22 protein-coding genes and 1 riboswitch are annotated in these 23,376 nt (G+C 61.0%); of the genes, 14 read left to right on the forward strand and 8 right to left on the reverse strand.

Translation table 11 applies throughout. From position 1 onward, the window contains the following. Positions 1-135 precede the first annotated feature (135 nt). Positions 136-1,182: a GTP 3',8-cyclase MoaA gene (moaA, locus tag CUJ84_RS11830; RefSeq protein ID WP_105006349.1), complete on the forward strand. Its 1,047-nt coding sequence runs from the start codon at positions 136-138 to the stop codon at positions 1,180-1,182. 373 nt (positions 1,183-1,555) lie between these two features. On the opposite strand, the gene CUJ84_RS11835 is transcribed toward moaA, so the two are convergent. Next, complete coding sequence (locus tag CUJ84_RS11835; RefSeq protein ID WP_105006350.1) at positions 1,556-2,341, reverse strand: class I SAM-dependent methyltransferase; 786 nt, start codon at positions 2,339-2,341, stop codon at positions 1,556-1,558. Between the two features lie 115 nt (positions 2,342-2,456). Here CUJ84_RS11835 and CUJ84_RS11840 point away from each other — a divergent pair, with 115 nt between their 5' ends. From CUJ84_RS11840 to CUJ84_RS11850, 3 genes are read left to right on the forward strand one after another with little or no spacing between them, the layout of a single operon-like run. Further along, complete coding sequence (locus CUJ84_RS11840) at positions 2,457-3,593, forward strand: ABC transporter substrate-binding protein (protein WP_105006351.1); 1,137 nt, start codon at positions 2,457-2,459, stop codon at positions 3,591-3,593. Positions 3,594-3,599: 6 nt separating this feature from the next. Then, on the forward strand, positions 3,600-4,670 hold the full coding sequence (locus CUJ84_RS11845) for a FecCD family ABC transporter permease (RefSeq protein ID WP_105006352.1): 1,071 nt from the start codon (positions 3,600-3,602) through the stop codon (positions 4,668-4,670). Then, entirely contained in the window at positions 4,664-5,416 is a 753-nt protein-coding gene (locus tag CUJ84_RS11850) for an ABC transporter ATP-binding protein (protein ID WP_105006353.1), read from the forward strand. The genes CUJ84_RS11845 and CUJ84_RS11850 overlap by 7 nt, the downstream gene beginning before the upstream one ends. Positions 5,417-5,440: 24 nt before the next feature. On the opposite strand, the gene CUJ84_RS11855 is transcribed toward CUJ84_RS11850, so the two are convergent. From CUJ84_RS11855 to CUJ84_RS11870, 4 genes are all read right to left on the reverse strand, one after another. Then, positions 5,441-6,391, reverse strand: a complete 951-nt coding sequence (locus CUJ84_RS11855) for a sugar-binding transcriptional regulator (RefSeq protein WP_018446370.1) — start codon at positions 6,389-6,391, stop codon at positions 5,441-5,443. Between the two features lie 21 nt (positions 6,392-6,412). Next, complete coding sequence (locus CUJ84_RS11860) at positions 6,413-7,879, reverse strand: FGGY family carbohydrate kinase (RefSeq protein ID WP_105006354.1); 1,467 nt, start codon at positions 7,877-7,879, stop codon at positions 6,413-6,415. Positions 7,880-7,944: 65 nt separating this feature from the next. Further along, the gene (locus CUJ84_RS11865; protein WP_105006355.1) at positions 7,945-8,901 is read right to left on the reverse strand and encodes a transketolase family protein; all 957 of its coding nucleotides are present in this window, start codon (positions 8,899-8,901) and stop codon (positions 7,945-7,947) included. Continuing rightward, positions 8,901-9,710 (reverse strand): transketolase, encoded by an 810-nt coding sequence (locus CUJ84_RS11870; protein WP_105006356.1) that lies wholly within the window; start codon positions 9,708-9,710, stop codon positions 8,901-8,903. The genes CUJ84_RS11865 and CUJ84_RS11870 overlap by 1 nt, the downstream gene beginning before the upstream one ends. Before the next feature lie 207 nt (positions 9,711-9,917). On the opposite strand from CUJ84_RS11870, the gene CUJ84_RS11875 reads away from it, so the two are divergent. From CUJ84_RS11875 to ribB, 7 genes are all read left to right on the forward strand, one after another. Further along, the gene (locus tag CUJ84_RS11875) at positions 9,918-10,898 is read left to right on the forward strand and encodes an ABC transporter permease (protein WP_105006357.1); all 981 of its coding nucleotides are present in this window, start codon (positions 9,918-9,920) and stop codon (positions 10,896-10,898) included. A 117-nt stretch (positions 10,899-11,015) separates the two neighbouring features. After that, positions 11,016-11,945, forward strand: coding sequence for a sugar ABC transporter substrate-binding protein (locus CUJ84_RS11880; RefSeq protein WP_003569108.1), 930 nt, complete (start codon positions 11,016-11,018; stop codon positions 11,943-11,945). A gap of 28 nt (positions 11,946-11,973) precedes the next feature. Next, positions 11,974-13,452 (forward strand): sugar ABC transporter ATP-binding protein, encoded by a 1,479-nt coding sequence (locus tag CUJ84_RS11885; protein WP_105006358.1) that lies wholly within the window; start codon positions 11,974-11,976, stop codon positions 13,450-13,452. A 22-nt stretch (positions 13,453-13,474) separates the two neighbouring features. Further along, positions 13,475-14,263, forward strand: a complete 789-nt coding sequence (locus tag CUJ84_RS11890; RefSeq protein WP_105006359.1) for an SDR family oxidoreductase — start codon at positions 13,475-13,477, stop codon at positions 14,261-14,263. Positions 14,264-14,291: 28 nt separating this feature from the next. Beyond that, a complete protein-coding gene (locus CUJ84_RS11895) occupies positions 14,292-14,471 on the forward strand; it encodes a triose-phosphate isomerase (RefSeq protein ID WP_105006360.1) in 180 nt (59 codons plus the stop codon). Between the two features lie 67 nt (positions 14,472-14,538). Continuing rightward, positions 14,539-15,321, forward strand: a complete 783-nt coding sequence (locus CUJ84_RS11900; RefSeq protein ID WP_105006361.1) for a glucose 1-dehydrogenase — start codon at positions 14,539-14,541, stop codon at positions 15,319-15,321. Between the two features lie 196 nt (positions 15,322-15,517). Then, positions 15,518-15,705: riboswitch (FMN riboswitch) on the forward strand. Positions 15,706-15,831: 126 nt separating this feature from the next. Then, the gene (gene ribB / locus CUJ84_RS11905; RefSeq protein WP_105006362.1) at positions 15,832-16,467 is read left to right on the forward strand and encodes a 3,4-dihydroxy-2-butanone-4-phosphate synthase; all 636 of its coding nucleotides are present in this window, start codon (positions 15,832-15,834) and stop codon (positions 16,465-16,467) included. Positions 16,468-16,553: 86 nt separating this feature from the next. Here the strand turns inward: ribB and CUJ84_RS11910 are convergent, their stop codons facing one another. Next, positions 16,554-17,321, reverse strand: a complete 768-nt coding sequence (locus tag CUJ84_RS11910; protein ID WP_105006363.1) for an SDR family oxidoreductase — start codon at positions 17,319-17,321, stop codon at positions 16,554-16,556. A 328-nt stretch (positions 17,322-17,649) separates the two neighbouring features. Between CUJ84_RS11910 and CUJ84_RS11915 the strand changes: the two genes are divergently transcribed. From CUJ84_RS11915 to mobB, 3 genes are read left to right on the forward strand one after another with little or no spacing between them, the layout of a single operon-like run. After that, entirely contained in the window at positions 17,650-18,558 is a 909-nt protein-coding gene (locus CUJ84_RS11915; protein WP_105006364.1) for a DMT family transporter, read from the forward strand. A gap of 26 nt (positions 18,559-18,584) precedes the next feature. Next, complete coding sequence (gene mobA, locus CUJ84_RS11920; RefSeq protein ID WP_105006365.1) at positions 18,585-19,214, forward strand: molybdenum cofactor guanylyltransferase MobA; 630 nt, start codon at positions 18,585-18,587, stop codon at positions 19,212-19,214. After that, positions 19,211-19,732, forward strand: coding sequence for a molybdopterin-guanine dinucleotide biosynthesis protein B (mobB, locus tag CUJ84_RS11925; protein ID WP_105006366.1), 522 nt, complete (start codon positions 19,211-19,213; stop codon positions 19,730-19,732). Before mobA ends, mobB begins: the two co-directional genes overlap by 4 nt. Here mobB and CUJ84_RS11930 read toward each other — a convergent pair. Together CUJ84_RS11930 and CUJ84_RS11935 are read right to left on the reverse strand one after the other, a co-directional pair. Continuing rightward, entirely contained in the window at positions 19,664-21,829 is a 2,166-nt protein-coding gene (locus tag CUJ84_RS11930) for an ATP-binding protein (protein ID WP_105006367.1), read from the reverse strand. The two genes, mobB and CUJ84_RS11930, sit on opposite strands and share 69 nt — an antisense overlap. Then, entirely contained in the window at positions 21,804-23,315 is a 1,512-nt protein-coding gene (locus tag CUJ84_RS11935; protein WP_105006368.1) for an ATPase domain-containing protein, read from the reverse strand. Before CUJ84_RS11935 ends, CUJ84_RS11930 begins: the two co-directional genes overlap by 26 nt. Between the last annotated feature and the right edge of the window lie 61 nt (positions 23,316-23,376).

A 23,376-nucleotide genomic window follows, 5' to 3' on the forward strand; every position in this document is an offset into this window, starting at 1 on the left:
ATTTTGTCCTCTTCTCATGCGAGGAGTAGGCGCTGATCTTTTTCAGCGCAAGCTGAAATTGGCATGCTCGCGAGGGCAGTTTCCCTTGACGCGACAATAGCATATGCCCACATTGATGAGAGTACGGAGATACAGGTGAACACCAGAGTTGGAACGATAGGCAATGCATCGCCGCTGGTGGCAGGTGCGGACCCGATGATCGACCCCTTCGGGCGGGCGGTCACCTATCTCCGCGTCTCCGTCACCGACCGCTGCGATTTCCGCTGCACCTATTGCATGGCGGAGAACATGACCTTCCTGCCGAAGAAGGATCTCTTGACGCTGGAGGAGCTCGACCGGCTCTGTTCCGCCTTCATCGCCAAGGGCGTCAGCAAGATCAGGCTGACCGGCGGCGAACCCTTGGTGCGCAAGAACATCATGTATCTGGTTCGCCAGCTCGGCCAGAAGATCGGTTCCGGCCTCGACGAGCTGACGCTGACGACCAACGGCTCGCAGCTTTCCCGCCATGCCGAGGAGCTTTATGATTGCGGCGTGCGCCGCATCAACGTTTCACTCGATACGCTCGACCCCGACAAGTTCCGCAAGATCACCCGCTGGGGCGATTTCGACAAGGTCATGGAAGGCATCGATGCCGCTCAGAAAGCCGGGCTGAAGATCAAGCTCAACGCCGTGGCGCTGAAGGATTTCAACGATGCCGAGATGCCGGAGCTTCTGCGCTTCGCCCACGGCCGCGGCATGGATTTGACCGTCATCGAAACCATGCCGATGGGCGAGATCGAAGAAGACCGCACCGACCAGTACCTGCCGCTGTCGAAACTGCGCGCCGATCTCGAAGACCAGTTCACCCTTGCTGACATCGACTACCAGACCGGCGGCCCGGCGCGTTACGTCAGGGTCGAAGAAACCGGCGGCCGCCTCGGCTTCATCACGCCAATGACGCATAATTTCTGCGAGAGCTGCAACCGCGTGCGCCTCACCTGCACCGGCACGCTCTACATGTGCCTCGGCCAGAACGACGCCGCCGATCTCCGCGCGAGCCTCCGCGCCACCGAAGACGACGCCCTCCTCCACGCCGCCATCGACGAGGCCATCACCCGCAAACCCAAGGGTCACGACTTCATCATCGACCGCACGCATAATCGTCCGGCCGTGGCGCGGCATATGAGTGTTACGGGTGGGTGAGGCGCGGTCGCCGCGAAGCGGGGAGCGATCGATCCAGTGAATCGATCGCAGCGCCGAACGCCCTGAGCCCCGCGAAGGGCCGGGATACGGTGCGGCAAACTCCCTAAACACAGCCACAGCATCAACGCCCAAAAGAAAGGAAGCGGACGCTGCCACAAACCTCTTCTACCCAGCGGGGAGAAGATGCCGGCAGGCAGATGAGGGGGTGAGCAGTGAAACTGCGAATGCGGTGAGCGCAAGCGAAGAGCAATGAAGGCGTGCCGTGCGGCCCCCTCATCCGACCCTTCGGGCCACCGACCGGGGTCGAGCCACGGGTTTCGACCCGTCCTTCGGACCCCCGCTGGGGAGAAGAGGGAAATTGCCACCCCACGCATCACCCAGGCTTGCGCGCACAGATCGCAAACCGGTCCTGCACCATGCGCTCGAGCCCGCGCAGGAACGGCATCTTGCGGGCCTGCGCCCAATGGATATCGGCAAGCTTGCGGTCGACGACAATATCCGTAAATCCGGCTTGGCCCAGAAGATCGACGACTGCTTCGGCCGGCATCTGGGTGGAGAAATGCACGCGTGAGCGGATCTTCTGGTGCCGCGCCATCATCTCCGGCGTCATGTGGGTCGCCGCCGGCTTGCCCGTCACCTTCGTCCAGAACTTCTGCAGGCCCTTGACCCAGTTCTCCTTGCCCATATTGCCGTCGAGGATCAGCACCTTGCCGCCCGGCTTCAGCACTGCGAACCATTCCTTAAAGGCAGAAGCCGGGTCCACCAGCGTCCAGACGAGATGCCGGTTGGTGATAACGTCGTAGCTTTCCCGTGGCTCCATCGTGTTTTCGGCGTCGCCGGACACGAAGCGGATATCGGTGCCGCGCTTCTTCGCCTTGGCGCGCGCCTGCGCCAGCATCGCATCCGACCAGTCGAGGCCGGTGACGGCAAAGCCGGCACCATGCATCAGATGCGAGATGACGGCGGTGCCGCAGGCAAGATCGAGCGCCGCGCGCCCTTGGCCCTCACCCAGATGTTTTCTGATCAGCCGCTGCCAGCCTTTCCGCTCCGCTTCCGAAAAGATTTCATGACCGACGCTCTGGTCGAAGGTCGCCGCCCGTTCCGACCAGAAGTCGCGGATTTCGTCGCGGATGGAGTAGTTCGTGTTCATGGAATTCATCTGAGGCACCCCGGCATCGGATCAGTTTGGAAACGCTCTAAAACATATAACTTGATTCATAAAGTCATATTTCTTATGCCTGCGGACATTATTCAGACCTCGGGGGAATTTCCAGATGAATTTCGTGAAAATGCTCGCAGTCTCCGCAGCGGCGATTGCGAGCCTGATGCCGCTTTCGGCCTGGGCGCAGTCCTTCACCGTCAAGGATGTGGCGGGTCGCGAAGTGACCTTCGACAAGCCGGTCGAGCGTGTGATCCTTGGGGAAGGCCGCATGCTCTACGCGGTCGCGCCGATCGAGAAGGAAGATCCCTTCGCCAAGATCGTCGGCTGGCGCAACGATCTCTGGACCACCGACAAGGACGGCTTCAACGCCTATGTCGAAAAGTTTCCGAAGGGCAAGGACCTGCCCTTCCTCGGTAACCTCACAGACGGCACGCTGCAGACCGAAACGGTCGTCAAGCTTCATCCCGATGTGCTGCTGCTGCCGATCGGCAACAAGGCGGCCGCCGACGAGGTGAAGCTCGAGGACATGCTGAACGGCATCGGCGTGAAGATCGTCTATATCGATTTCCGCGAGCATATCCTCGCCAACACCGAGCCGAGCCTGAAGATCCTCGGCCAGATCTTCGGCCATGAGGACCGCGCCGAAGCCGTGGCCAGCTTCTGGAAGGAGCAGCTGGCCCGCGTGACGGACAAGCTGAAGGCCGCCAATCCGCCGAAGCCGAATGTCTTCATGTATCGCGCCGCCGGCCTGGTGGAGTGCTGCGGCACCTTCGGTCCTGACAATTTCGGCCTGATGGTCGATTGGGCCGGCGGCCACAATCTCGGCTCCGACTTCCTGCCGGGCTATACCGGCTCGATCAATGCCGAGCAGGTCGTCGCCTCCAATCCTGACGTCATCGTCGTCACCGGCTCCAACTGGAGCCAGACCAAGAATGCCAAGGACTTTGTGAATGTCGGCCCGAATGCGGCAGCCACCTTCGACGACAGCCGCAAGGCTCTGAACACGCTGATGGAAAACCCTGCCTTCACCGGCTCCAGGGCGGTTGCCGGCGGCCATGTCCACGCGATCTGGCACCAGTTCTATACCAGCCCCTACCAGTTCGTCGCCGTCCAGCAACTGGCCAAATGGTTCCATCCGAACCTCTTTGCCGATCTCGATCCCGATGCCACCTTCAAGGAATTCCACGAAAAATTCCTGCCGGTCGCCTATCAGCCGGGTTACTGGGTCGACGCCAAGGCAGGTCAGTAATCCGACATGGCCGAGATCGCCGCCATATCGATCGAAGCCGAAGCCGGGAGGGAGCGCTACCGCGCCCTCGCCCGGCGCAAGCTGCTGATCCTTGCCGCCATGACGGCAGCGCTCTGCCTGTCCTTTGCGGTCGATCTCGCATGGGGCCCGGCCCGCTATAGTCTCAGTGAAGTCGTCGCCGCCCTTCTCGACCCCTCCTCCGTTTCGGATCAGGTGCGCGCCGTCGTCTGGGACATCCGCATGCCGGTTGCGGTGATGGCGATCGTCGTCGGCGCATCGCTCTCCGTCGCCGGCGCGCAGATGCAGACGATCCTCGCCAATCCGCTCGCCAGCCCCTTCACGCTCGGCATTTCGGCGGCGGCAAGCTTCGGCGCCGCCCTAGCGATCGTCACCAGCGTTCCGCTGCTGCCGGTCGCAGCCGGCCTGCTCGTGCCGGTCAATGCCTTCATCATGGCGCTGATCGCCACGCTCTTCATCCATTTCGTCTCGCAGGCCCGCGGCGTCTCGGTGCAGACGGTGGTGCTGCTCGGCATCGCGCTGGTTTTCACCTTCAATGCGGCGCTCGCCTTCCTGCAATATCTCGCCTCCGAACAGGCGCTGTCTGCCGTCGTCTTCTGGACGATGGGCAGCCTCACCAAGGCCACCTGGCCGAAGATCTGGGTGACGCTTACCGTTCTCCTGATCGCCCTGCCGCTCTTTGCCCGCAACGCCTGGGCGCTCACCGCCATCCGCCTCGGCGAGGACAAAGCCGCGAGCTTCGGCGTCAACGTCCGCCGCATCCGGCTGGAAACCATGCTGATCGTCTCGCTGCTTGCCGCAGTCCCCGTGAGCTTCGTCGGCACGATCGGCTTCGTCGGCCTCGTCGGGCCGCATATCGCGCGCATGATCCTCGGCGAGGATCAGCGCTTCTTCCTGCCGGGCTCGATCCTGTCGGGCGCGCTGCTGCTCTCGCTGACGTCAATCGTCTCGAAGTCGATCATCCCTGGCGTCGTCTTCCCGATCGGCATCATCACCGCGTTGGTCGGCGTGCCCTTCTTCTTCTCGCTCATCCTCTCGAACAGGAGCCGGTCATGGTAGCCCTTCAGTTGCAGTCGGTCGGCGCCTATCACGGCCGCAAACTCTTCGTCGAGGACGTGACGACGCCGGTGATGAAGTCGGGCGAGGTCGTGGCGGTGATCGGCCCGAACGCTGCCGGCAAGTCGACGCTGTTCAAACGTATCACCGGCCTGCTCAAGGGGCCGGGCCATGTCGTCGTCGAAGGCTCGAAGACGAAAAACGCCATCAGCTACATGCCGCAGGATACCTCGGCAAACGCGGTGCTGACGGTCTACGAATCCATCCTTCTCGCCCGCAAGCAGGGCCAGTCCTGGGCCGTCAGCGACAGCGATCTCCGCTTCATCGACGAGATCATGACGGCGCTCGATATGTCAGCCATCGCCTTCCGCGATCTCGGCGCGCTGTCCGGCGGCCAGCGCCAGCTCGTCTCGATCGCCCAGGCCTTGGTCCGCGAGCCCGAGATCATGCTGATGGACGAACCAACAAGCGCGCTCGACCTGCACCGCCAGGTCGAGGTCCTCGACTTCATGCGCCGCCAGGCCCGCGCCAAGGGCATGATCGTCCTCATCGCCATCCACGACCTCAACCAGGCGCTCCGCTTCGCCGACAAGGTCCTCGTCATCGCCAACGGCCGCATGCACGCCTGCGGCAATCCCCGCGACGTCGTCACCGCCCAGATGCTGCGGGAGATCTACAGGGTCGAGGCCCGGGTAGAGAGATGCTCGATGGAGTACGACCACGTGATTGTGGATGGGACAGCGCATTGAGGCTGCCAAAATCAGTCTGCCTCATCAGTTGATCAATCGCTGCGCGGTAAACTTGTCCGTAACAAGCATGTCGATGACCCCCACGCGGAGCGCCCCTGCGATAGCGTCAGTCTTTTTGGATCCGCCGGCAAGAGCAATGACCCGGTCCACCCGTTCGAGATCCTCGAGTGGAAGCCCTATGACCCGGTCGTCCAGGGGTGTCTTGACCGGCTTGCCGTTTTTATCGAAGAAGCGAAGTGAGATATCGCCGACGGCTCCCGCTTCCGCGAGATCAGACAGTTCCCGAGACGAAAAGATGTTGCCGGACCGTGCGAGAAGTTCGGACGGTTCGACTGCTCCGATTCCGACAATCGCAAGCGTTATGCTGCCGAACAAGTCCATCGTCTCTCGAACGTATGGATCGGCCTGCATAAGAAATTTTGCCTCTCTGGACGTCGTAACGCCTTGCACGGCGAGCAGTTTTGGCTCAGCGCCGGTCAGCCGAGCAAGCCGCGTGGTAAGCTGCGTCGCATGCGTCTGCACTGAAGGATCGCCCATGCCTCCAAGGGTTTGGACGACGTATTTCGCCTGAGCGCTCTTCAGGGGATGAATGTTCTCAACCATCTTGGAGATGGTCTGGCTCCAACTCGAAACGCCGATGATCTCCCCTGGCGCAAGCGTCACCTCCAAGAGATGAGCCGCTGCCTCTCCGATACGGGCCATGATGGCTCCGTCCCGATCTTCCGTGCACTCAACGACGATCGCCTCCGGCAAATCATATTTCTCGCGAAGCGCGCCCTCAAGCTCACTGTAGGTGCCAACGGGCGGGGTCACGCTGGTTCGCACAATATCTTCAGCCTCAGCACGCTTGAGCATGCGCGACACTGTCGCCTGCGACAGGCGAAGGTGCTCTGCGATCTCCGCCTGTCGCCGTCCCTCCAAATGGTACATCTGGGCGACCCTTGAGATGAGGCGGAGTTCATTGAGGCGAGTCATCGCTGATCCTAGGGTGAATTTTTATTCATCATTAGCCGTTGTTTCGCGGGACGTCGAGCGGGCAAGTGCATCATTCCATGTATTCAGAAGCACCGCTCGATCCACGGGTTCCGGGTCAATGATATGTGAGCTCCTGGGCAGCTCTGCGATAACATGAAGATCGCTCCACAAGCCAAGTGACAGACCCGCGAGATATGCGGCCCCCAAAGCCGAGGCCTCGGGTGCTTCGCATTGGATCACGGGATGTTCTATGAGGTTCGAGACGCACTGCATCAGGAAGCGGTTTTGGCTCGGTCCGCCGTCTACATAGAGCGCCCCGAGCTCGCCGCCGCTTTGTGCTCGCATGGCGGCGATCACGTCATGCACCTGGAGGGCGATCGAGTCGGTTACCGACCGTGCCATTTGCGCACGTGTCGTATTGAAGTTGATCTGGGAGAACAGGGCACGGGCGTCGGAGTTCCAATAGGGTGCGCCTAGTCCCACGAATGCTGGCACGAAGCCCGGTCCGCCCGGTTCGGCGCTCGCCGCAAGTTCGACAAGGGCCGCCACGTCCGAAAGGCCGAGAATGCCTGCCATCCAGGGCAGACTGGCGGCGCAAACGAGAATATTGCCTTCGAAAGCGAAAGTCGGCTTTCCATGGAGACGCCATGCGACAGTCGTTGTGACGCCATTGCGTGGGGGAATAAATCGCGGAAGCGTCGTCATCACCGAAGAGCCGGTTCCGAAGGTTACCTTGCCATCACCCGGCTTGAATGCACCATGACCGAACAGCGCAGCATGACTGTCTCCGATCACGGCCATGATCGGAGTTCCATCCGGCACGCCTGGCAACCCTTGCGTCCTGCCGAAGTCGGCAGAGCTGTCGAGTACCTCGGGGAGGAGCGCGATATCCACGCCGAAAATCTCGCCAAGTTCCTCGCTCCATCTCTGCTCCTGGAGATCGAACAACTGGCTCCTGGCGGCATTGGAAGCATCGCAGGCATGCCGGCGTCCGCCCGTCAGGCAGTGGACGAGCCAACTGTCGACCGTTCCCAGCCGCACCGATCGCCCGGCCGGAATACGGTCGAGCAGCCATCGGAATTTCGAACCCGGGAACATCGGATCCAGTGGCAGGCCTGTGAGCGCCTGCACACGGTGAAGGTGGCCTTCGACAATGAGACGTTCGCAATCTTGTGCCGTTCGACGGCACTGCCAGCTCACCACCGGTCCAAGTGCTTCTCCCGTTTCAGCGTCCCAAGCAGTGACTGACTCGCGCTGATTGGAAATCGCCACGGCCTCGACAGCCACGTCGGGGGCGGCCTTCAGGCAGGTGTCGATCGCCTCGCAGACGGATGCGTAGAGCCGGCGTGGGTCTTGTTCGACCCAGCCTGGTTTCGGATAGGTGATGCCGACCGGTGCCGAACCTCTGCCAACAATTTCTCCCTTTTCGGAAACGAGAACTGCCTTTGAATTGGTCGTGCCCTGGTCAATTGCCAGAATTGCCCGCATTCTATCCTCCCCAGATCAGACGGCAGCCTGGACGACAAGCGTCCCGGCTGATCACGTAATCCCAGTTACTTGCGCCTGATCAGCGACTGCGCGGCGTCGGCGATTGCGGACGGCGCCATCCCGAATTCGTCGAGCAGGAACTCTGCCGAACCGGTCGGAGCGTAGATGCCGGGAACTCCGAGGCGTTTCATCGGGACTGGAGCATTGTCGACCACCACTTCGGCTACTGCGGAACCGAGCCCACCAAAGATCGAATGCTCTTCGGCTGTGACGATAGCTCCGGTTTCCTTCGCCGCGGCGATGATGGCATCCTCGTCGATCGGACGAACCGTTGCAAGGTTGAGCACCCTGGCGTTGATGCCCCGTTCTGCGAGGATCTCGGCAGCCTTTAGGATTCGATGAGTCAAAGTGCCGTTTGCGATAAGGGTGACGTCAAAACCCTGGCGAAGGAGATTTGCCTTGCCAAGTTCGAACTTGTGACCCTCCGGAAGGAGATCAGGCACACCTACGCGAGACAGACGCAGGAAACAGGGGCCGTTGTAGGCCGCGGCCCACTCAACCGCAGCAGCTGTTTCGATGCGGTCACAAGGCGCGATGACCGGAAGATTAGGCAAAACCCGAGTCCAGGCAAAGTCCTCGATCGAGTGATGGGTCGGGCCGAGTTCGCCATACGCCATTCCAGAAGAAATGCCGACCAGCTTGACGTTGGCATTCGAATACGAAATGTCGGCCTTGATCTGTTCCAGCGACCGTCCCGTTAGAAACGGAGCGGCGGCGCACACGAACGGAAGGCGTCCGCCATTGGCGAGGCCGGCTCCAACCCCCACCATGTTCTGCTCGGCGATACCGACATTTACCAGGCGCTCTCCAAACTTCGCCTTGAAGCCGCCGAGCTTGGAGGAACCCACGGAGTCGTTGCAGACGGCAACGATCGTTTCGTTTTCGGCTGCCAGCCGCTCAAGCGTCGAGGCGAATGCGTCGCGGCAATCGTAGAGCTTGGGTGCGTTTATTGGCGCGTTCATTACAGTGCCTCCGACAATTCTGCCAATGCGATTTCGTATTGTTCCTTGCTCGGTACCTTGTGGTGCCAGTCGACTCGGTCTTGCATGAACGAGATTCCATGCCCCTTGTTGGTGTGGGCCACGATGCAATGCGGTCTCGATACCCGGTGTTCGAGGGCTGAAAGGACTTCGCTCATATTGTTCCCATTGATCTCGGTGACTTCCCAATCGAAAGCTTCAAGCTTCGGACGAAGCGGGGCAAGATCGTTGGTTTCCGCCAGGGCAGCGCCCTGCTGGAACCTGTTGTGGTCGATGACCAGCGTCAAGTTATCGAGCTTGAACTGCGCGGCCGCCATGATCGCTTCCCAGTTGGAGCCCTCCTGCATCTCACCGTCGCCGGTGACGACGTAGGTGTGATATTTCGCGCCTGAGAGCTTGGCGGCTTTTGCCATTCCTATTGCGACTGGAAGACCGTGGCCGAGCGGCCCGGTATTCGTTTCGACGCCAGGAACCTTGTTGCAATTCGGATGCCCGTTCAGCCTCGAGTGCGGCTGCAAGAAGGTGGAAATCTCTTCCTCCGGAATGAAGCCGCGTTTTGCGAGCGTCACATACAAAGCGCATGCAGTATGTCCCTTCGAAAGGACGAACCTGTCGCGGTCGGGGTGCTTCGGCTGATCGGGCCAAACATTCAGCACACGAAAATAGAGGGCAGTCAAAATGTCGATGACCGACATTTCCCCGCCAATATGGCCGGCGCCCGCTTCAAAGACCGCCTGGAGATCGCGCAATCGGATCTCGCGAGCGACCCGCTCGAGTTCTGTCGTATTCATGGATTCCTCTTATGCATAAATATTCAGTTATCAATATTTTTGCACAAGACGCCGATTAGTCAAGCCCTTTAAGCAACGCGGCGACAGTTGCAAGTCCGGAAAATCCTATTGACAGCTCGGAGGCAACTTGTTAATGAATTTTCCAGCATCAGTGAATATTTATTCGTAGAGTGAATTAGCGAATAGACTAGGCATAAGGGAGGAACAATGGTGGCGCTCGATATCAATGAACACGGGCTTTCGTCCGGCGCCTGGTTGAGCAAGCTCAAGGGCGCCACCGGCCCACTCGTGGGGCTACTCTTGCTTTGCGTCTTTCTGAGCCTCAGCACAGACACGTTTCTTTCGGTTCGGAACGGTCTCAACATCCTCGATCAGATCACTGTCCTCGGCATCATGGCCGTCGGAATGACCTTTGTCATCCTGATCGGCGGCATCGATCTTTCCGTCGGCTCGACACTCGCTCTTGCGATGATGGTCATGGGCTGGACTGCGAATGTCGCTGGCCTACCGCTCCCGGTCGGGATCGCTTTTGCTCTGGTCGCAGCGGGCGTTTCGGGGCTGATCGTCGGACTTCTGGTGACGCAGTTCAGGGTTCCAGCGTTTATTGCCACTCTTGCAATGATGTCCGCGGCGCGCGGCGTCGCAAATATGATCACGGACGGCCAGCAGATCGTGGGATTCCCCGACTGGTTCATGATGCTGGCAATCGATCGCCATTTCGGCGTGTTGACAGCCACCGTGTTTCTCATGCTTGCGGTTGTTCTTGCCGCGTGGCTTTTCCTGCACTTCCGCTCCGAAGGTCGCATGCTCTACGCGGTGGGAGGAAATCCGGAAGTCGCACGCCTGGCCGGTATCAACGTCCCGCTCGTGACGATAGCCGTCTATATCGTGAGTGCCGTCCTTGCGGGGCTCGCAGGCATCGTGCTCGCCGCGCGGCTGGATTCCGTCCAGCCGTCCAGTGGTCTGGGCTATGAACTGGACACCATTGCCGCGGTCGTCATCGGCGGGACTTCGCTCTCCGGCGGCGCGGGCGGCATCGGTGGAACGCTGATCGGCGTTCTTATCATCGGTGTGCTTCGCAACGGCCTCAACCTTCTCAACGTCTCGCCGTTCCTGCAGCAGGTGATCATCGGCATCGTCATCGTGCTCGCGGTCGGCGCCGAGACCATTCGTCGGCGTCGCGCCTGACGAGCGAGGTCCACCGCGTTGGCGGGCCTAGAATTCCGCCCCAAAAATTTGGGTCGGATCAATACCCCGAGGGGGAGGACATACCCGAGGGTTCCATCAAACAACGGAGGAAATACAATGAAAATAGCGCGCACCATGCTCGCGTCTGCTGCCCTGCTCGGTCTCATGCTCGGCCCAGTACACGCGGCGGAACTGAAGAAGCTCGGCTTGGCCGTTGCCAACCTTCAGGCAAACTTCTTCAACCAGATCAAACAATCCGTCGAAGCCGAAGCCAAGAAGCGCGGCATCGAAGTCATAACGGTCGACGCAAAGGGCGACGGGCCGACGCAGGTCAATCAGATCCAGGACCTCCTGACCCAGAAAATCGACGCGCTGATCTACATTCCGGCAGGTGCGGCGGCTGCGACCGTTCCGGTCAAACTCGCCAAGAGCGCTGGTATCCCGGTCGTGAACGTTGACCGCAACGCCGAGGGAGCACCCGGCGACACCTTCCTTGCAACGGATTCCGTCGCGTCTGCCAAGGCCGTGTGCGACTACATCCTGAAGGAAGCCGGCGGCAAGGGGAAGATGGTCATCATCCATGGCCAGAAGGGCACGACGCCGGAAGTCGATCGTTCGAAGGGTTGCGCTGAATCTCTCAAGGCATATCCGGACGTCAAGGTTGTCGCCGAGCAGTTCTCGAACATCTGGAGCCAGGACGAAGGATTCCAGATCATGCAGAATATGCTGCAGGCAAATCCGGACGTTTCGATCGTGTTCGCCCAGGCCGACGGCCTCGCCCTTGGCGCCGCACAGGCGATCAAGGTCGCCAATCCTTCCCAGAAGATCGTGGTTGGCGGCTTCGATGGTGACACCGCAGCTCTCGAAGCGCTCAGCAAGGGCGTCTTCAACGTAACTGCGACCCAGCAGACGCAGAAGATGGGCCGCGACGCGGTTGAAAACGCCGCCAAGCTCGTTGCCGGGGAAAAGGTGCCGCCGGTCCAGCTCATGGATGCCACGCTGACAACCAAAGAAAACGTCGCAGGCTTCATCGCCAACCATCCGTAATGAAGTTGAGGTCTTGAGGAGGTGTGCCGTGACTGATCCAGTTCTTTCCCTGAGGGGCATATCCAAATGGTATGGGCCGCTCCAGGTTCTGAAGAATGTCAGCTTGGACGTTTATCCCGGCGAAGTGGTTGCACTTCTCGGTGAAAACGGCGCAGGCAAGTCAACGCTATCGGGCATTATCGCCGGGTCACGCACGCCGTCCGAAGGATCAATGACATGGCTGGGGCAGCCTTATGCCCCGGCCACCCCAAGGGAAGCGATCGATAAGGGCGTCGTCCTGATCCATCAAGAGCTGCAGCTTCTGCCGCAGCTGTCGATCGCGGAAAACGTCTTCATCGGACGTTGGCCGATGAAGAACGGCGTCGTCGACCGCGCCCAGATGGTTCGCCGGGCCCAGGACCAGCTCGCTCGCTTGAACCTTCACATCCCCGCAACGCGGACGGTCGCCGGCCTTTCCACGGCAAATCAGCAACTCATCGAGATCGCCAAGGCGCTGGCTCTCAACGCAAAGCTCTTGATCCTCGATGAGCCGACAGCCGCCCTTGGCGGCGCGGAGACGGAAGCTCTTTTCGAACAGGTTCGGAAGCTTCGCTCAGAAGGCGTCGGCATCGTCTACATTTCCCACCGCATGGAAGAGATCAAGCGAATAACGGACCGGATCGTCGTTCTTCGCGATGGCGAGCGCGCGCAGGAATTCTCAGACAGCGCGACTCCGGTGCGAACGATCGTCGAAAGCATGGTCGGACGCCCGCTTGACCGCTTGTTCCCTGCCCTGCCGGTTCCGACTGACCATCCGGTACTCCAGGTGTCGGGGCTGTGCTCGCCCGACAACTCATTCCGTGACGTTACCTTCGATGTGCGCGCCGGGGAAATTCTCGGAATCGCCGGACTGGTCGGCGCCGGCCGCACCGAACTTGTCCGCGCCATTTCGGGCGCGGACCCAATCAGTGCAGGTTCGATCAAGCTGGAAGGCGAAGAACTTAGGCTGCGCGATCCGGCGGACGCGATCGCCAAGGGCATCGTGATGGTCCCGGAAGACCGCAAGGAGCAAGGCCTCGTTGTCGGGCACCGGATCGGCGAGAACATCATCTACGCCAATCTCGACAAGCTGGGCGGGCGTTGGATTACGCCGAGCGTCAAGCGCTCGTTTGCGGAGAAGGCAGTGGCCAAGTTCGGCGTGAAGGGCCGTGCGGAGCAATATGCCTCGGACCTGTCCGGCGGCAACCAGCAGAAGGTGGTCATCGCGAAATGGCTGATGCGCGATCCTAAGGTCGTCGTGCTCGACGAACCGACGAGAGGCATCGACGTCGGCGCCCGAGCCGGCATCTACGACATCATCGTCAATCTTGCCAAACGGGGCGTGGCGGTCATAGTCGTAAGCTCAGACCTCGAGGAAGTTCTCGGAGTCTCCAATCGCATTCTCGTGCTTGCACAAGGCAAACAGGCAGGCATTCTCAATCGTGACCAGGCAAATGACGTTTCGGTCATGGAGCTAGCCACCATCTAAATAGACAGAGAAAGGAAGAGCGGTGTCCGACATCACTCTGAACGCCCCGAAGCTTTTCGATCTCAGCGGCCAGGTTGCCATCGTTACTGGAGCCGGGAGCGGCATTGGGCAGCGCATTGCCATCGGCCTTGCGCAATGCGGCGCCGACGTGGCGCTGCTCGACCGCCGAACGGACGACGGATTGGCCAAGACGGCTGAACATATTCGCGCCGCCGGCCGCCGCTCGATCCAAATCGCGGCGGATGTCACGAGCAAATCTTCCCTTGGAGAGGCCGTAGCACGTACCGAAGCGGATCTCGGCGCGCTGACGCTTGCGGTCAACGCTGCAGGCATCGCTAACGCGAACGCAGCGGAAGAGATGGAGGAGGACCAATATCAGACGTTGATGGATATCAACCTGAAAGGCGTCTTTCTTTCCTGCCAGGCAGAGGCTCGGGCTATGCTGAAGAATGGATGCGGCTCCATCGTCAACATCGCTTCCATGTCCGGCGTGATCGTGAACCGGGGGCTGAGCCAAGCACACTACAACGCCTCCAAGGCGGGCGTCATCCATATGTCGAAGTCTTTGGCCATGGAATGGGTCGACCGCGGCATTCGCGTCAACACCATCTCCCCCGGATACACGGCAACGCCCATGAACACCCGTCCGGAGATGGTCCACCAGACCAAGCTCTTCGAAGAGCAGACGCCGATGCAGCGCATGGCAGCGGTCGACGAGATGGTGGGTCCGGCGGTGTTTCTGCTGTCGAATGCAGCAAGTTTCGTGACCGGCGTCGATCTTCTCGTCGACGGCGGTTTCTGCTGCTGGTGATGAGAAAGCTCATTGCCGCTGCTGGAAAGTGACCGATCTCGCTTCCTCCCTGGCTGAGATCGAGGCGCTGAAGGGACTAACGGGCAAGACGGCGTGCGATATCGCCGTCTGCCCGCCCTTCACGCCGATCGAACGGGTTGTCGAACGGACCGAGGGCTCGGGCGTCGTCATCGGCGCTCAAGACTGGCTGAATTCGCGACAACGTTGATCTCCAATAATGATCGCATGGTAGGTCGCACCCAGATTTGCTGTTTATTGATGGACAAGGAAAGAGCATGAAACGCTTTGAGCAGAAGACTGTCGTCATTACCGGGGGTAGCCGCGGCATCGGTGCTGCCATCGCCAGACGTTTTGCGCGAGAGGGCGCCAATCTCGTCGTCTCGGCCAACGAGGACCTGGTCCATAGCGTTGCCGAACAGATCCGGGCCGAAGGCGGCAAGGCGATCTCCTTCATCGGCGACGTCACCGACAAGGCGAGCGTCACCGCCCTCTACGATGCCGCCGAGAAGGAATTCGGCTCGGTCGACGTCTCGATCCAGAATGCGGGCGTCATCACCATTGCCCGCGTCGAGGACCTGAGCGAAAACGAGTGGGACAAGGTCATGGCCGTCAACACCAAGGGCGTCTTCCTCTGCGCCCAGGAGGCGATATCAAGAATGCGCAGGCACAAGCGCGGCGGCCGCATCATCAACACCGCCTCCGGCCAGGCCCGCGACGGCTTCATCTACACTCCGCATTATGCCGCCTCGAAAATGGGCGTCGTCGGCATCACCCAGAGCCTGGCCAAGGAAGTCGCGACCGAGAAGATCACCGTCAACGCCTTCTGCCCCGGCATCATCGAGACCGACATGTGGGCCTATAACGACCAGGCCTGGGGCAAGCTGCTCGGCAACTACGCCCCCGGCGAACTGATGAAGGAATGGGTCGAGGGCATCCCGATGAAACGGGCCGGCTCCGGCGAAGACGTCGCCGGCCTGGTCACCTTCCTCGCCAGCGATGACGCCGCCTATATCACCGGCCAGACGATCAATGTCGACGGCGGCCTGATCATGTCCTGATGCATGTCACCCAAAAGTGTGCAGCGGTTTTGGGACAACGACATGCATGGAACAAAGATCAAACCATCCGTGAAGCGCGGAAGGCGACGCGATCGTCGCCTCCGTGTGAACAGTGTGTCCATCGACGTTAGGGCAGCTTTGCATTTTTGCCCGGTCAAGTGACCTTGCCATCCGCCTGTTTTTGATCCTATCTTTGCAATGTTCTCAGGGCGGGGTGCAATTCCCCACCGGCGGTATCAGGAGCAATCCTGGAGCCCGCGAGCGCTTCCGGCACTACAGCGCCGCGCATCTTTCAGACGCGCAAATGGCGTTGCAGGCCGAAAGGTCAGCAGATCCGGTGAGATGCCGGAGCCGACGGTATAGTCCGGATGGAAGAGGACAACACGGCCAGTCGCACTCCATCCCGGAGTCGGCTGACGTTTGTTCGCCCAAGGGCAGAAGGCTCGCTCACGGATTGAGCCGAGCAGACCATGTCAGCCCGCTGACATAACCCTTGAAAGGCCAGACAGCATGACTATCGCAAGAATTGAAGATGCCATATCAGCCATTGCCAGTGGCAAGATGGTCGTCGTCGTCGACGACCAGAACCGGGAAAACGAAGGCGATATCGTGGTCGCGGCCGATGCCGTCACCCCGGAAACAATCGCCTTCATGATGACCCACGCCCGCGGTCTCGTCTGCATCGCCATGGAAGGCGAGCGCCTCGATGCGCTCGATATTCCGCTGATGGTACCCAACAACACGGAATCGCACAAAACTGCCTTCACGGTCTCGGTCGATTATCTCAAGGGCACGACGACGGGCATTTCTGCGGCGGACCGTGCCGCCACCGTCCGCGCCCTCGTCGACGATCGCGCAAAGCCTGACGAATTCGCCCGCCCCGGCCACATCTTTCCGCTCCGCGCCAACCCCCGCGGCGTGCTTGGCCGCCCCGGCCACACCGAAGCCGCCGTCGATCTCGCCCGCCTCGCCGGAAGGATCCCGGCCGGCGTCATCTGCGAAGTCGCCAACGACGACGGAACCATGTCCCGCCTGCCCGAACTCACGCTCTTCGCCGAACGCCACAACCTCCCCCTCGTCACTATCGAGGACCTGGTCGCCTATCTCGACCGCCAGGTAGCAAGAGACATACGCGAAGTCGCCTGATCGATGCCTTTGTTGCGGCGGCATAGCCCGCCGCAACAAAGAACGTGCCGCAGCGATAACCCTGACGGCACCTTCCCTTGCCCGCTCTATGTCCGGCTGATCGAAACCCCACCATCCGCCAGCATCGCCGTGCCGGTCACGAAACTCGACATGTCGGAGGCGAGGAAAAGCGCCGCATTGGCGATCTCTTCGGGTTGCGCCATGCGTTTCAGCGCATGCAATCCCTCCACGAAGGCGAGCACTTCCGGCGTTGCATCAGGCGCGTTGGTGATGCTGGCGGGCGTGTCAGTGCCGCCGGGAAGCAATGCGTTGACGCGGATCTTCTGCGCTCCGAGTTCAGCAGCGAGCACCTGCACGAAGCCGATCAGCCCCGCCTTGCTCGCCGCATAGGCGGCCATGCCAGGCATGCCGACGGTGTGGCCGACGAAAGTCGAGGTGAAGATCAGCGACCCGCCGCCTTTTCCCATCGCCGCCGACTGGTGCTTGGCGCCGAGGAAGGCGGCGGTGAGATTGGTCTCGATCGTCTCGCGCCAGCCCTCCACCGACAGCCCGGCGACCGGCCCCATCTCACCGAGGATGCCGGCATTGTTGAAGGCGATGTCGAGCCGGCCGAAACGCGAGACTGCCGTCTCGACGAGCCTTGCCTGCAGAGCCTCGTCCCTGACATCGCCCGATATGGCGACGGCCTGACCACCCTCCGCCTCGATTTCCGCGACGACGGCATCGAGCGCGTCCTGCCGCCGGCCGGTGACCACGAGCTTGGCGCCTTCCCGCGCAAAGAGTTTCGCTGCCGCGCGGCCGATGCCGGAGCTTGCGCCGGTGATGATTGCGATCTTGTCGTTGAGAAGTGTCATATCGGTCTCTCCTGGGTTGTTGCGAGATCTGAGATGCTCAAACATCAGGCGATGCAGCCACCCGTTTCCCGCGCAGGAAGAGAAAAACGCCTATGGCCGAACCGGCAGCGCGACGGCGCGTCCTCATCGACGCCTTGATTGCGGCGTCGGAACTATGGGAATTCAGCTTATAAAACGGGGATTTGCCTGGACTTCCACCCACACGCCTGCGTTGACATCAGCGCCATTGTGCACCGCATCATCGATTTATGGCTGGTGTGACATTCATCCGATTCCCTTCATGCATCTTCGCGACTAAAAGGGGCGCACAGGTAACGGGAATCTCTTCATGCCGCGGTCACGCAATACTGAGGGCGCCATCTATATGAGCATGGCGATGGCCGGCTTTTCTGCAAGCGACGCTCTATCCAAATCGGTGATCGCCTATATGAACGCCGGCGAGATCATGTTCCTGCGCGGCCTCTTCACCAGCCTGCTTGTCTACCTGATCGCCTGGAAAATGGGCGCGCTGCGTTCCTGGCGCATCATGCTGCAGCCGATGATCATCTTCAGGATCATCTGCGAGACGCTCTCCGCCGTCACTTATATTACCGCGCTTGGCATGATGCCGATCGCCAATGCCTCGGCGATCCTGCAGTCGCTGCCGCTGGTCGTCACCTTCGGGGCTGCGCTGTTCTTCGGCGAGCCGGTCGGCTGGCGGCGCTGGTCGGCGATCCTCGTCGGCCTCGTCGGCGTGATGATCATTATCCGTCCCGGCCCCGATGGATTCACGGCCGCCGCCCTCCTCTGCGTCGCCGCGGTCCTGACAACGGCCGGCCGCGATCTCGCCACCCGGAGCATAAGCCCGGAGATTCCCTCGCTGATGATAACCGTCATCACCGCCATATCAGCCTCCTTCTTCGGCGCGCTGCTCATCCCGGTGCTCGGCGGCTGGCAGCCGGTCAGCGCTAACGCGCTTGGGCATCTCGTGCTCGCATCGGTGCTGGTGCTCGTCGGCTACCAGTCGGTCATCCTCGCCATGCGCACCGGCGAAATCTCCTTCGTCGCGCCGTTCCGCTATACCAGCCTGATCTTTTCCTCCCTGCTCGGCTTCCTCTTCTTCGCCGAAGTGCCTGACGGCTGGACGCTCGTCGGGGCTACGATCGTCATCGCCTCCGGCCTCTATACGTTCTATCGTGAGGCCAAACGCCGTGTGTCGCCGATCGCGCAGGAATCCGCGCCACGCGCGCCCGTCTGAAGCAAGATAATGGCTGAGGAAGGATGATGGCTGAATTCTCGTTGGATAGATCTCATGTAGCTGGCGTCGTGTTGGCCGGCGGCCGCTCGCAGCGCATGGGCCGCGACAAGGCGGGCGTGATGCTCGGGGCCGAGAGCCTGCTCCACCATGTGCTGAGCCGCCTCTCGCAGCAGACCCCGCTCGTTGCCGTCAATGCCGATGCCGCCGCCGAGGGCGTGCCTGTCGTTCCCGACCGTTTTCGCGGCAAGGCCGGGCCGATGGCCGGCATCCATGCCGCCATGGTCTATGCCGCCGGCCTGCCCTCGATCACCCATGTCGCCACCGTCTCGGTGGATTGCCCGTTCTTCCCGGCCGATCTCGTCGCCCGGCTGGCGGCAGCGATCGAGCACCCGTCGCAGATCGCCATTGCCACCTCCGAGGGCCGCAGCCATCCCGTCTTCGGGCTCTGGCCAGTGACGCTGGCCGCCGATCTCGAAGCCTGGATCGCCACCGACGAGAAGCGTCGCGTACGCGACTTCCTGTTACGGCATGACGTTACGGAAGTGGCGTTCCCGCTGCATCCGACCCGCGCCAGCCTGCTCGATCCCTTCTTCAACATCAACACGCCTGACGATCTCATCGAGGCGGAACGCTGGCTGGAGGCCCTTCGCGGATGACCGCACCGAAAATCTTCGGCATCGCCGGCTGGAAGAACTCAGGCAAGACGGGGCTCGCCGTCCGACTGGTGACGGAGTTCACCCGCCGCGGCTACAGGATCTCGACGATCAAGCACGCCCATCATGATTTCGACATCGACAAGGTCGGGGCCGACAGCTACCGCCACCGCCAGGCCGGCGCCCACGAGGTCACCATCGTCTCCGGCACCCGCTACGCCATCATGCACGAGCTGCGCGGTGCGCCGGAACCTGAGTTCGAGGAGATCCTCGCCCGCCTCGCCCCCTGCGACCTCGTGCTGATCGAAGGTTACAAGCGCGAGCCGATCCCGAAGATCGAGGCCCGCCGCCTGGAAGCGGCAAATCGTGAACCGCTGGCGCCGAGCGATCCCCATATCTACGCTATCGCCGCCGATCATGCGGTCACGGATACGGCTCTGCCGGTCTTCGATCTAGACGACACAGGCGCCATCGCCGATTTCATCGCTGACATCATTGGCCTTGGACAGGCGAGGCTTTGAACCACCTGCGTCGCCGCCGAATCTAAGAAGCGGAGCCGTTTCGCTTGCCATCGCCTTGGCGATCTCCTTGCCGAGCTGAGCCTGATCATAGGGCTTTGCCAATCTCGGAAGATCGATATCGGTGCCGGCAGGAAGATCGGCATAACCTGTCGCCAGCACGATCGGCAATGCCGGATAAATGTCCCGCGCGGCCTGGGCAAGCTGTGCGCCGGTCATACCAGGCATCGAATAATCGGTTATGACAAGGTCGAAATGCTGACCGCTGCTGATCAGTTCCAGCGCCTGCGCGCCGGAGTTTGCCTCGACGACCTCGTGGCCGAGATCTTCAAGCATGTCGACCGAACTCATGGCGATCAAGGCATCGTCATCGACCAAAAGGATCTTCAGTCTGGATGCAGATTGCGGAACGGGCAGTTCCGCTTCGAACGCCCGCTCGGGGCGCCGTTCGGTCGCCGGAAGCCACAATTCAGCGGTCGTTCCGACCCCAATTTCGCTTGTCAGACGAAGTGCGCCATTGAGCTGAACGGCAAGTCCGTGGATCATCGACAAGCCTAGGCCCGTGCCCTTTCCAAGTTCCTTGGTCGAGAAAAACGGATCAACCGCCTTCTTCAGCGTCTCCGCGTCCATGCCGGTGCCGCTGTCCTCCACCGCCAACACAAGATAGGCGCCCTTGTCGAGAGTGCCATCATCGCCGGCCACCTGCTCGTCACGCAGCGATATGGACAGCGTCCCGCCATCCGGCATCGCATCGCGGGCATTGACCGCAAGGTTGAGCAGCGCCAGTTCGAGCTGGTTCGCATCGACCAGCGCCGGCGGCAGGGTTGTCGGCAAGATGGTTTCGATGCTGATCGAGGATCCGACCGAGCGCCGCAGCAGATCTTTCATGCCGGAGACCAGCTCGGTCAGATCGACGGGTTTGACCTGCAGATCCTGCTGTCTGGCAAAAGCCAGCAGCCGCTGCGTCAGCGCCGCCCCGCGCCGGGCACCCTGAATCGCCCCGTCGACCAGACGCGTCGCCTTGGCATCTCCGGCAACATGCTTGCCGAGCAGCTCCAGGTTTCCGAGGACGACCATCAGCAGATTGTTGAAATCATGTGCGACGCCGCCGGTCAGTTGGCCGATCGCCTCCATCTTCTGCGATTGGCGAAGCTGCTCCTCGGCTCTTTCACGCTGGGCGACTTCCTCGATCAGGGTGTGGTGAGCGGCATTGACCTCTTTGGTCCGTTCCCTCACGCGCTCTTCGAGGTTTTCATTGAGCCGTCTCAGATTTTCCTCGATGGTCTTTCGGACGGTGGTATCGGAGCAGACGCCGACGAGTTTCCTCGCGGAACCATATCTGTCGGAATAAAGCTGCGCATGGACCTCGGTCCAATGCAGTGATCCATCCGGCCAGATCGTCCTGTGCTCGATCGAATAGTCGCGTCCGGTATCGATCGTCTGGCGCAGGCGTGCCAGCACAAGATCCCGGTCGTCGGGGTGGATGCTTGCGATCAGATCGTCGCGCGTCACATCATCGTCCGGCTTTCGGCCGAAGATCGCTTTGCAGGTCGCCGAAGCAGACAGGGCCATCGAGGATAGCTCCAGCTCCCACGCCCCGAGACGACCGGCGGCGAGCGCCGTCTGCAACCGGCGCTCGCCCTCGCCCAGAGCCTCCAGCCGGGCTCGCGCTTCATATTGGCGCAGGCGTCCCTTTAATGCGGTCCGGGCCACGCTGATGAAAGAAGTCGCATGGAACGGCCTTTCCAGGAAAGTGACGTTGCCAAGAACCTCGGAAAGCCTGCCAGCGGCCGGATTTCGTTCAGGCCCGCCGCCACGTGTGGTGAGCACGATGAACGGCAGGTCTGACCAGCTCGGCTGGGCCGAAACCCAGGCGGCGATCGACTTGAGATCGCTCGAGCGAACGGCCTCCTCCGTCAGGACGCCGAGCGCGACGTCATCGCTGAGCGATGACGCGAACATGGGCAGGTCGGTGGCGGCAATCGATTCCAATCCGGCCTCATCGACCAACGATCTCGCCACCCAGGCATCGCGACCGGCGGGGGTGTAGATCAATGCTTTCGGTTTGCCTGAATTAGGAATTGCCGCTATCCCCGCCATCGGTCGCGAGGAGCGGCGTTGAGGTCGTGACAAATTCGGGAACGCCGCGAAGCACGCCCTGGAACCCGACGAGAGGATCGCCGAACCTCAAGCCGGAGGCGTCGATACGATACTCGCGGATGGTATCCTCGTGAAAGCCAGTCCTCTTCTTGATCACGGAGACTGCCCGCCGCACCTTTCCCGCAGCCTCGAAGTAACGCAGCAGAATGACAGTATCGGCGAGATAGGTGACGTCGACAGGTGCCTTCATGTCACCGACCAGCCCGTGCTGAGCAACCGTGAGGAAGGTGTTGGCGCCTTGCCTGTTCAAATATTGCAGCAGCTCATGCATATGAAGGATCAGCGAATTCTCATCCGGCATCGAGGCCTGATAACCGTTGATACTATCGATGATCACGGTTTTCGCATCCGACTTGTCGACGCAGTTGCGCACGCGGTGGGCGAATTCGCCCGGCGACAGTTCGGCGGCATCGAGCTGTTCGATGTGGATATGACCGGCGTCCTGCATTGCTTCGAGATCTATTCCGAGCGCCTTCAGCCGCGTGAAGAGCAGGCCCAGCTCCTCGTCAAAAATGAAGGCCGCCACTTTCTCGCCGCGCGCGACCGCAGCCACCAGGAATTGAAACGAGAACGTGCTTTTGCCAGTGCCGGCAGGACCAAGGATGAGCGTGCTGGAACCTCGCTCGAGGCCACCTCCCAGAAGAAGGTCCAGTTCCGCAATATTGCAGGAAATCTGATCGCGGGCGTAGCTCGACCTGTGTTCGGCGGCGACGAGCCGCGGAAAGACGACAACGCCGCCGGTTTGGATGATGAAATCGTGATAGCCGCCACGGAAGGCCTGTCCGCGATATTTTATGACCCTGAGACGTCGGCGTTCGGAGCCGTAGCTCGGCGCCATTTCTTCGAGATGGATGACGCCGTGCACAACGCTGTGCACCGTCTTGTCGAGCACCTCGGAGGTCAGATCATCGAGCAGAAGGACCGTCGCTCCTTGTCGGGCAAAATAATGTTTGAGCGCGAGGATCTGCCGGCGGTAGCGCAGCGAGCTTTGCGCGAGCAGCCTTATCTCCGACAGGCTGTCAAGAACCACGCGACGTGGCTTGATCCGCTCGAAAGCGGCAAAGATTTCCTTTGTCGTCTCTCCGAGTTCAAGATCCGACGAATAAAGCAGGCTTTGCTGCTGGTCGGCATCCAGCAGGCTTTCCGGAGGCACGACCTCGAAGACCTCGATATTGCCGTCGATCACCATGCCGTGCGATGCGGCACCGGCTCGAAGTTCGCTCTCGGTTTCCGAAAGGGTGATGTAGAGCCCCTGCTCGCCAAGCCGTGCACCTTCGATCAGAAATTGCAGCGCGATGGTCGTTTTGCCCGCTCCCGGATTTCCCTCCAGGAGAAACACGTGGCCCGGCGAAAGGCCCCCCGCCAGAACTGTATCCAAACCGGACACGCCGGTCCGAGCTTTCGTGGCAGGTGCCGCAGTATTCATTCACTGTTTCCTTCGATTTCAAGTGTGAATTAGCGGCGAGTGATGGAATGTCAAATCACTG

Source organism: Rhizobium leguminosarum (assembly GCF_002953715.1).
In the GTDB taxonomy this organism is placed as follows: Bacteria; Pseudomonadota; Alphaproteobacteria; order Rhizobiales; family Rhizobiaceae; genus Rhizobium; species Rhizobium leguminosarum_V.

What these genes read in the sequence shown, in the direction of transcription:
- CUJ84_RS11880 (WP_003569108.1), top strand. Translation starts at nt 11,016, where the DNA reads ATGAAAATAGCGCGCACCATGCTCGCGTCTGCTGCCCTGCTCGGTCTC.
- CUJ84_RS11910 (WP_105006363.1), bottom strand. Translation starts at nt 17,321, where the DNA reads ATGACACTTCTCAACGACAAGATCGCAATCATCACCGGCGCAAGCTCC.
- mobA (WP_105006365.1), top strand. Translation starts at nt 18,585, where the DNA reads ATGGCTGAATTCTCGTTGGATAGATCTCATGTAGCTGGCGTCGTGTTG.
- CUJ84_RS11850 (WP_105006353.1), top strand. Translation starts at nt 4,664, where the DNA reads ATGGTAGCCCTTCAGTTGCAGTCGGTCGGCGCCTATCACGGCCGCAAA.
- CUJ84_RS11835 (WP_105006350.1), bottom strand. Translation starts at nt 2,341, where the DNA reads ATGAATTCCATGAACACGAACTACTCCATCCGCGACGAAATCCGCGAC.
- CUJ84_RS11915 (WP_105006364.1), top strand. Translation starts at nt 17,650, where the DNA reads ATGCCGCGGTCACGCAATACTGAGGGCGCCATCTATATGAGCATGGCG.
- CUJ84_RS11840 (WP_105006351.1), top strand. Translation starts at nt 2,457, where the DNA reads ATGAATTTCGTGAAAATGCTCGCAGTCTCCGCAGCGGCGATTGCGAGC.
- CUJ84_RS11935 (WP_105006368.1), bottom strand. Translation starts at nt 23,315, where the DNA reads ATGAATACTGCGGCACCTGCCACGAAAGCTCGGACCGGCGTGTCCGGT.
- ribB (WP_105006362.1), top strand. Translation starts at nt 15,832, where the DNA reads ATGACTATCGCAAGAATTGAAGATGCCATATCAGCCATTGCCAGTGGC.
- CUJ84_RS11930 (WP_105006367.1), bottom strand. Translation starts at nt 21,829, where the DNA reads ATGGCGGGGATAGCGGCAATTCCTAATTCAGGCAAACCGAAAGCATTG.
- CUJ84_RS11870 (WP_105006356.1), bottom strand. Translation starts at nt 9,710, where the DNA reads ATGAATACGACAGAACTCGAGCGGGTCGCTCGCGAGATCCGATTGCGC.
- CUJ84_RS11855 (WP_018446370.1), bottom strand. Translation starts at nt 6,391, where the DNA reads ATGACTCGCCTCAATGAACTCCGCCTCATCTCAAGGGTCGCCCAGATG.
- CUJ84_RS11900 (WP_105006361.1), top strand. Translation starts at nt 14,539, where the DNA reads ATGAAACGCTTTGAGCAGAAGACTGTCGTCATTACCGGGGGTAGCCGC.
- CUJ84_RS11860 (WP_105006354.1), bottom strand. Translation starts at nt 7,879, where the DNA reads ATGCGGGCAATTCTGGCAATTGACCAGGGCACGACCAATTCAAAGGCA.
- CUJ84_RS11865 (WP_105006355.1), bottom strand. Translation starts at nt 8,901, where the DNA reads ATGAACGCGCCAATAAACGCACCCAAGCTCTACGATTGCCGCGACGCA.
- CUJ84_RS11845 (WP_105006352.1), top strand. Translation starts at nt 3,600, where the DNA reads ATGGCCGAGATCGCCGCCATATCGATCGAAGCCGAAGCCGGGAGGGAG.
- mobB (WP_105006366.1), top strand. Translation starts at nt 19,211, where the DNA reads ATGACCGCACCGAAAATCTTCGGCATCGCCGGCTGGAAGAACTCAGGC.
- CUJ84_RS11875 (WP_105006357.1), top strand. Translation starts at nt 9,918, where the DNA reads ATGGTGGCGCTCGATATCAATGAACACGGGCTTTCGTCCGGCGCCTGG.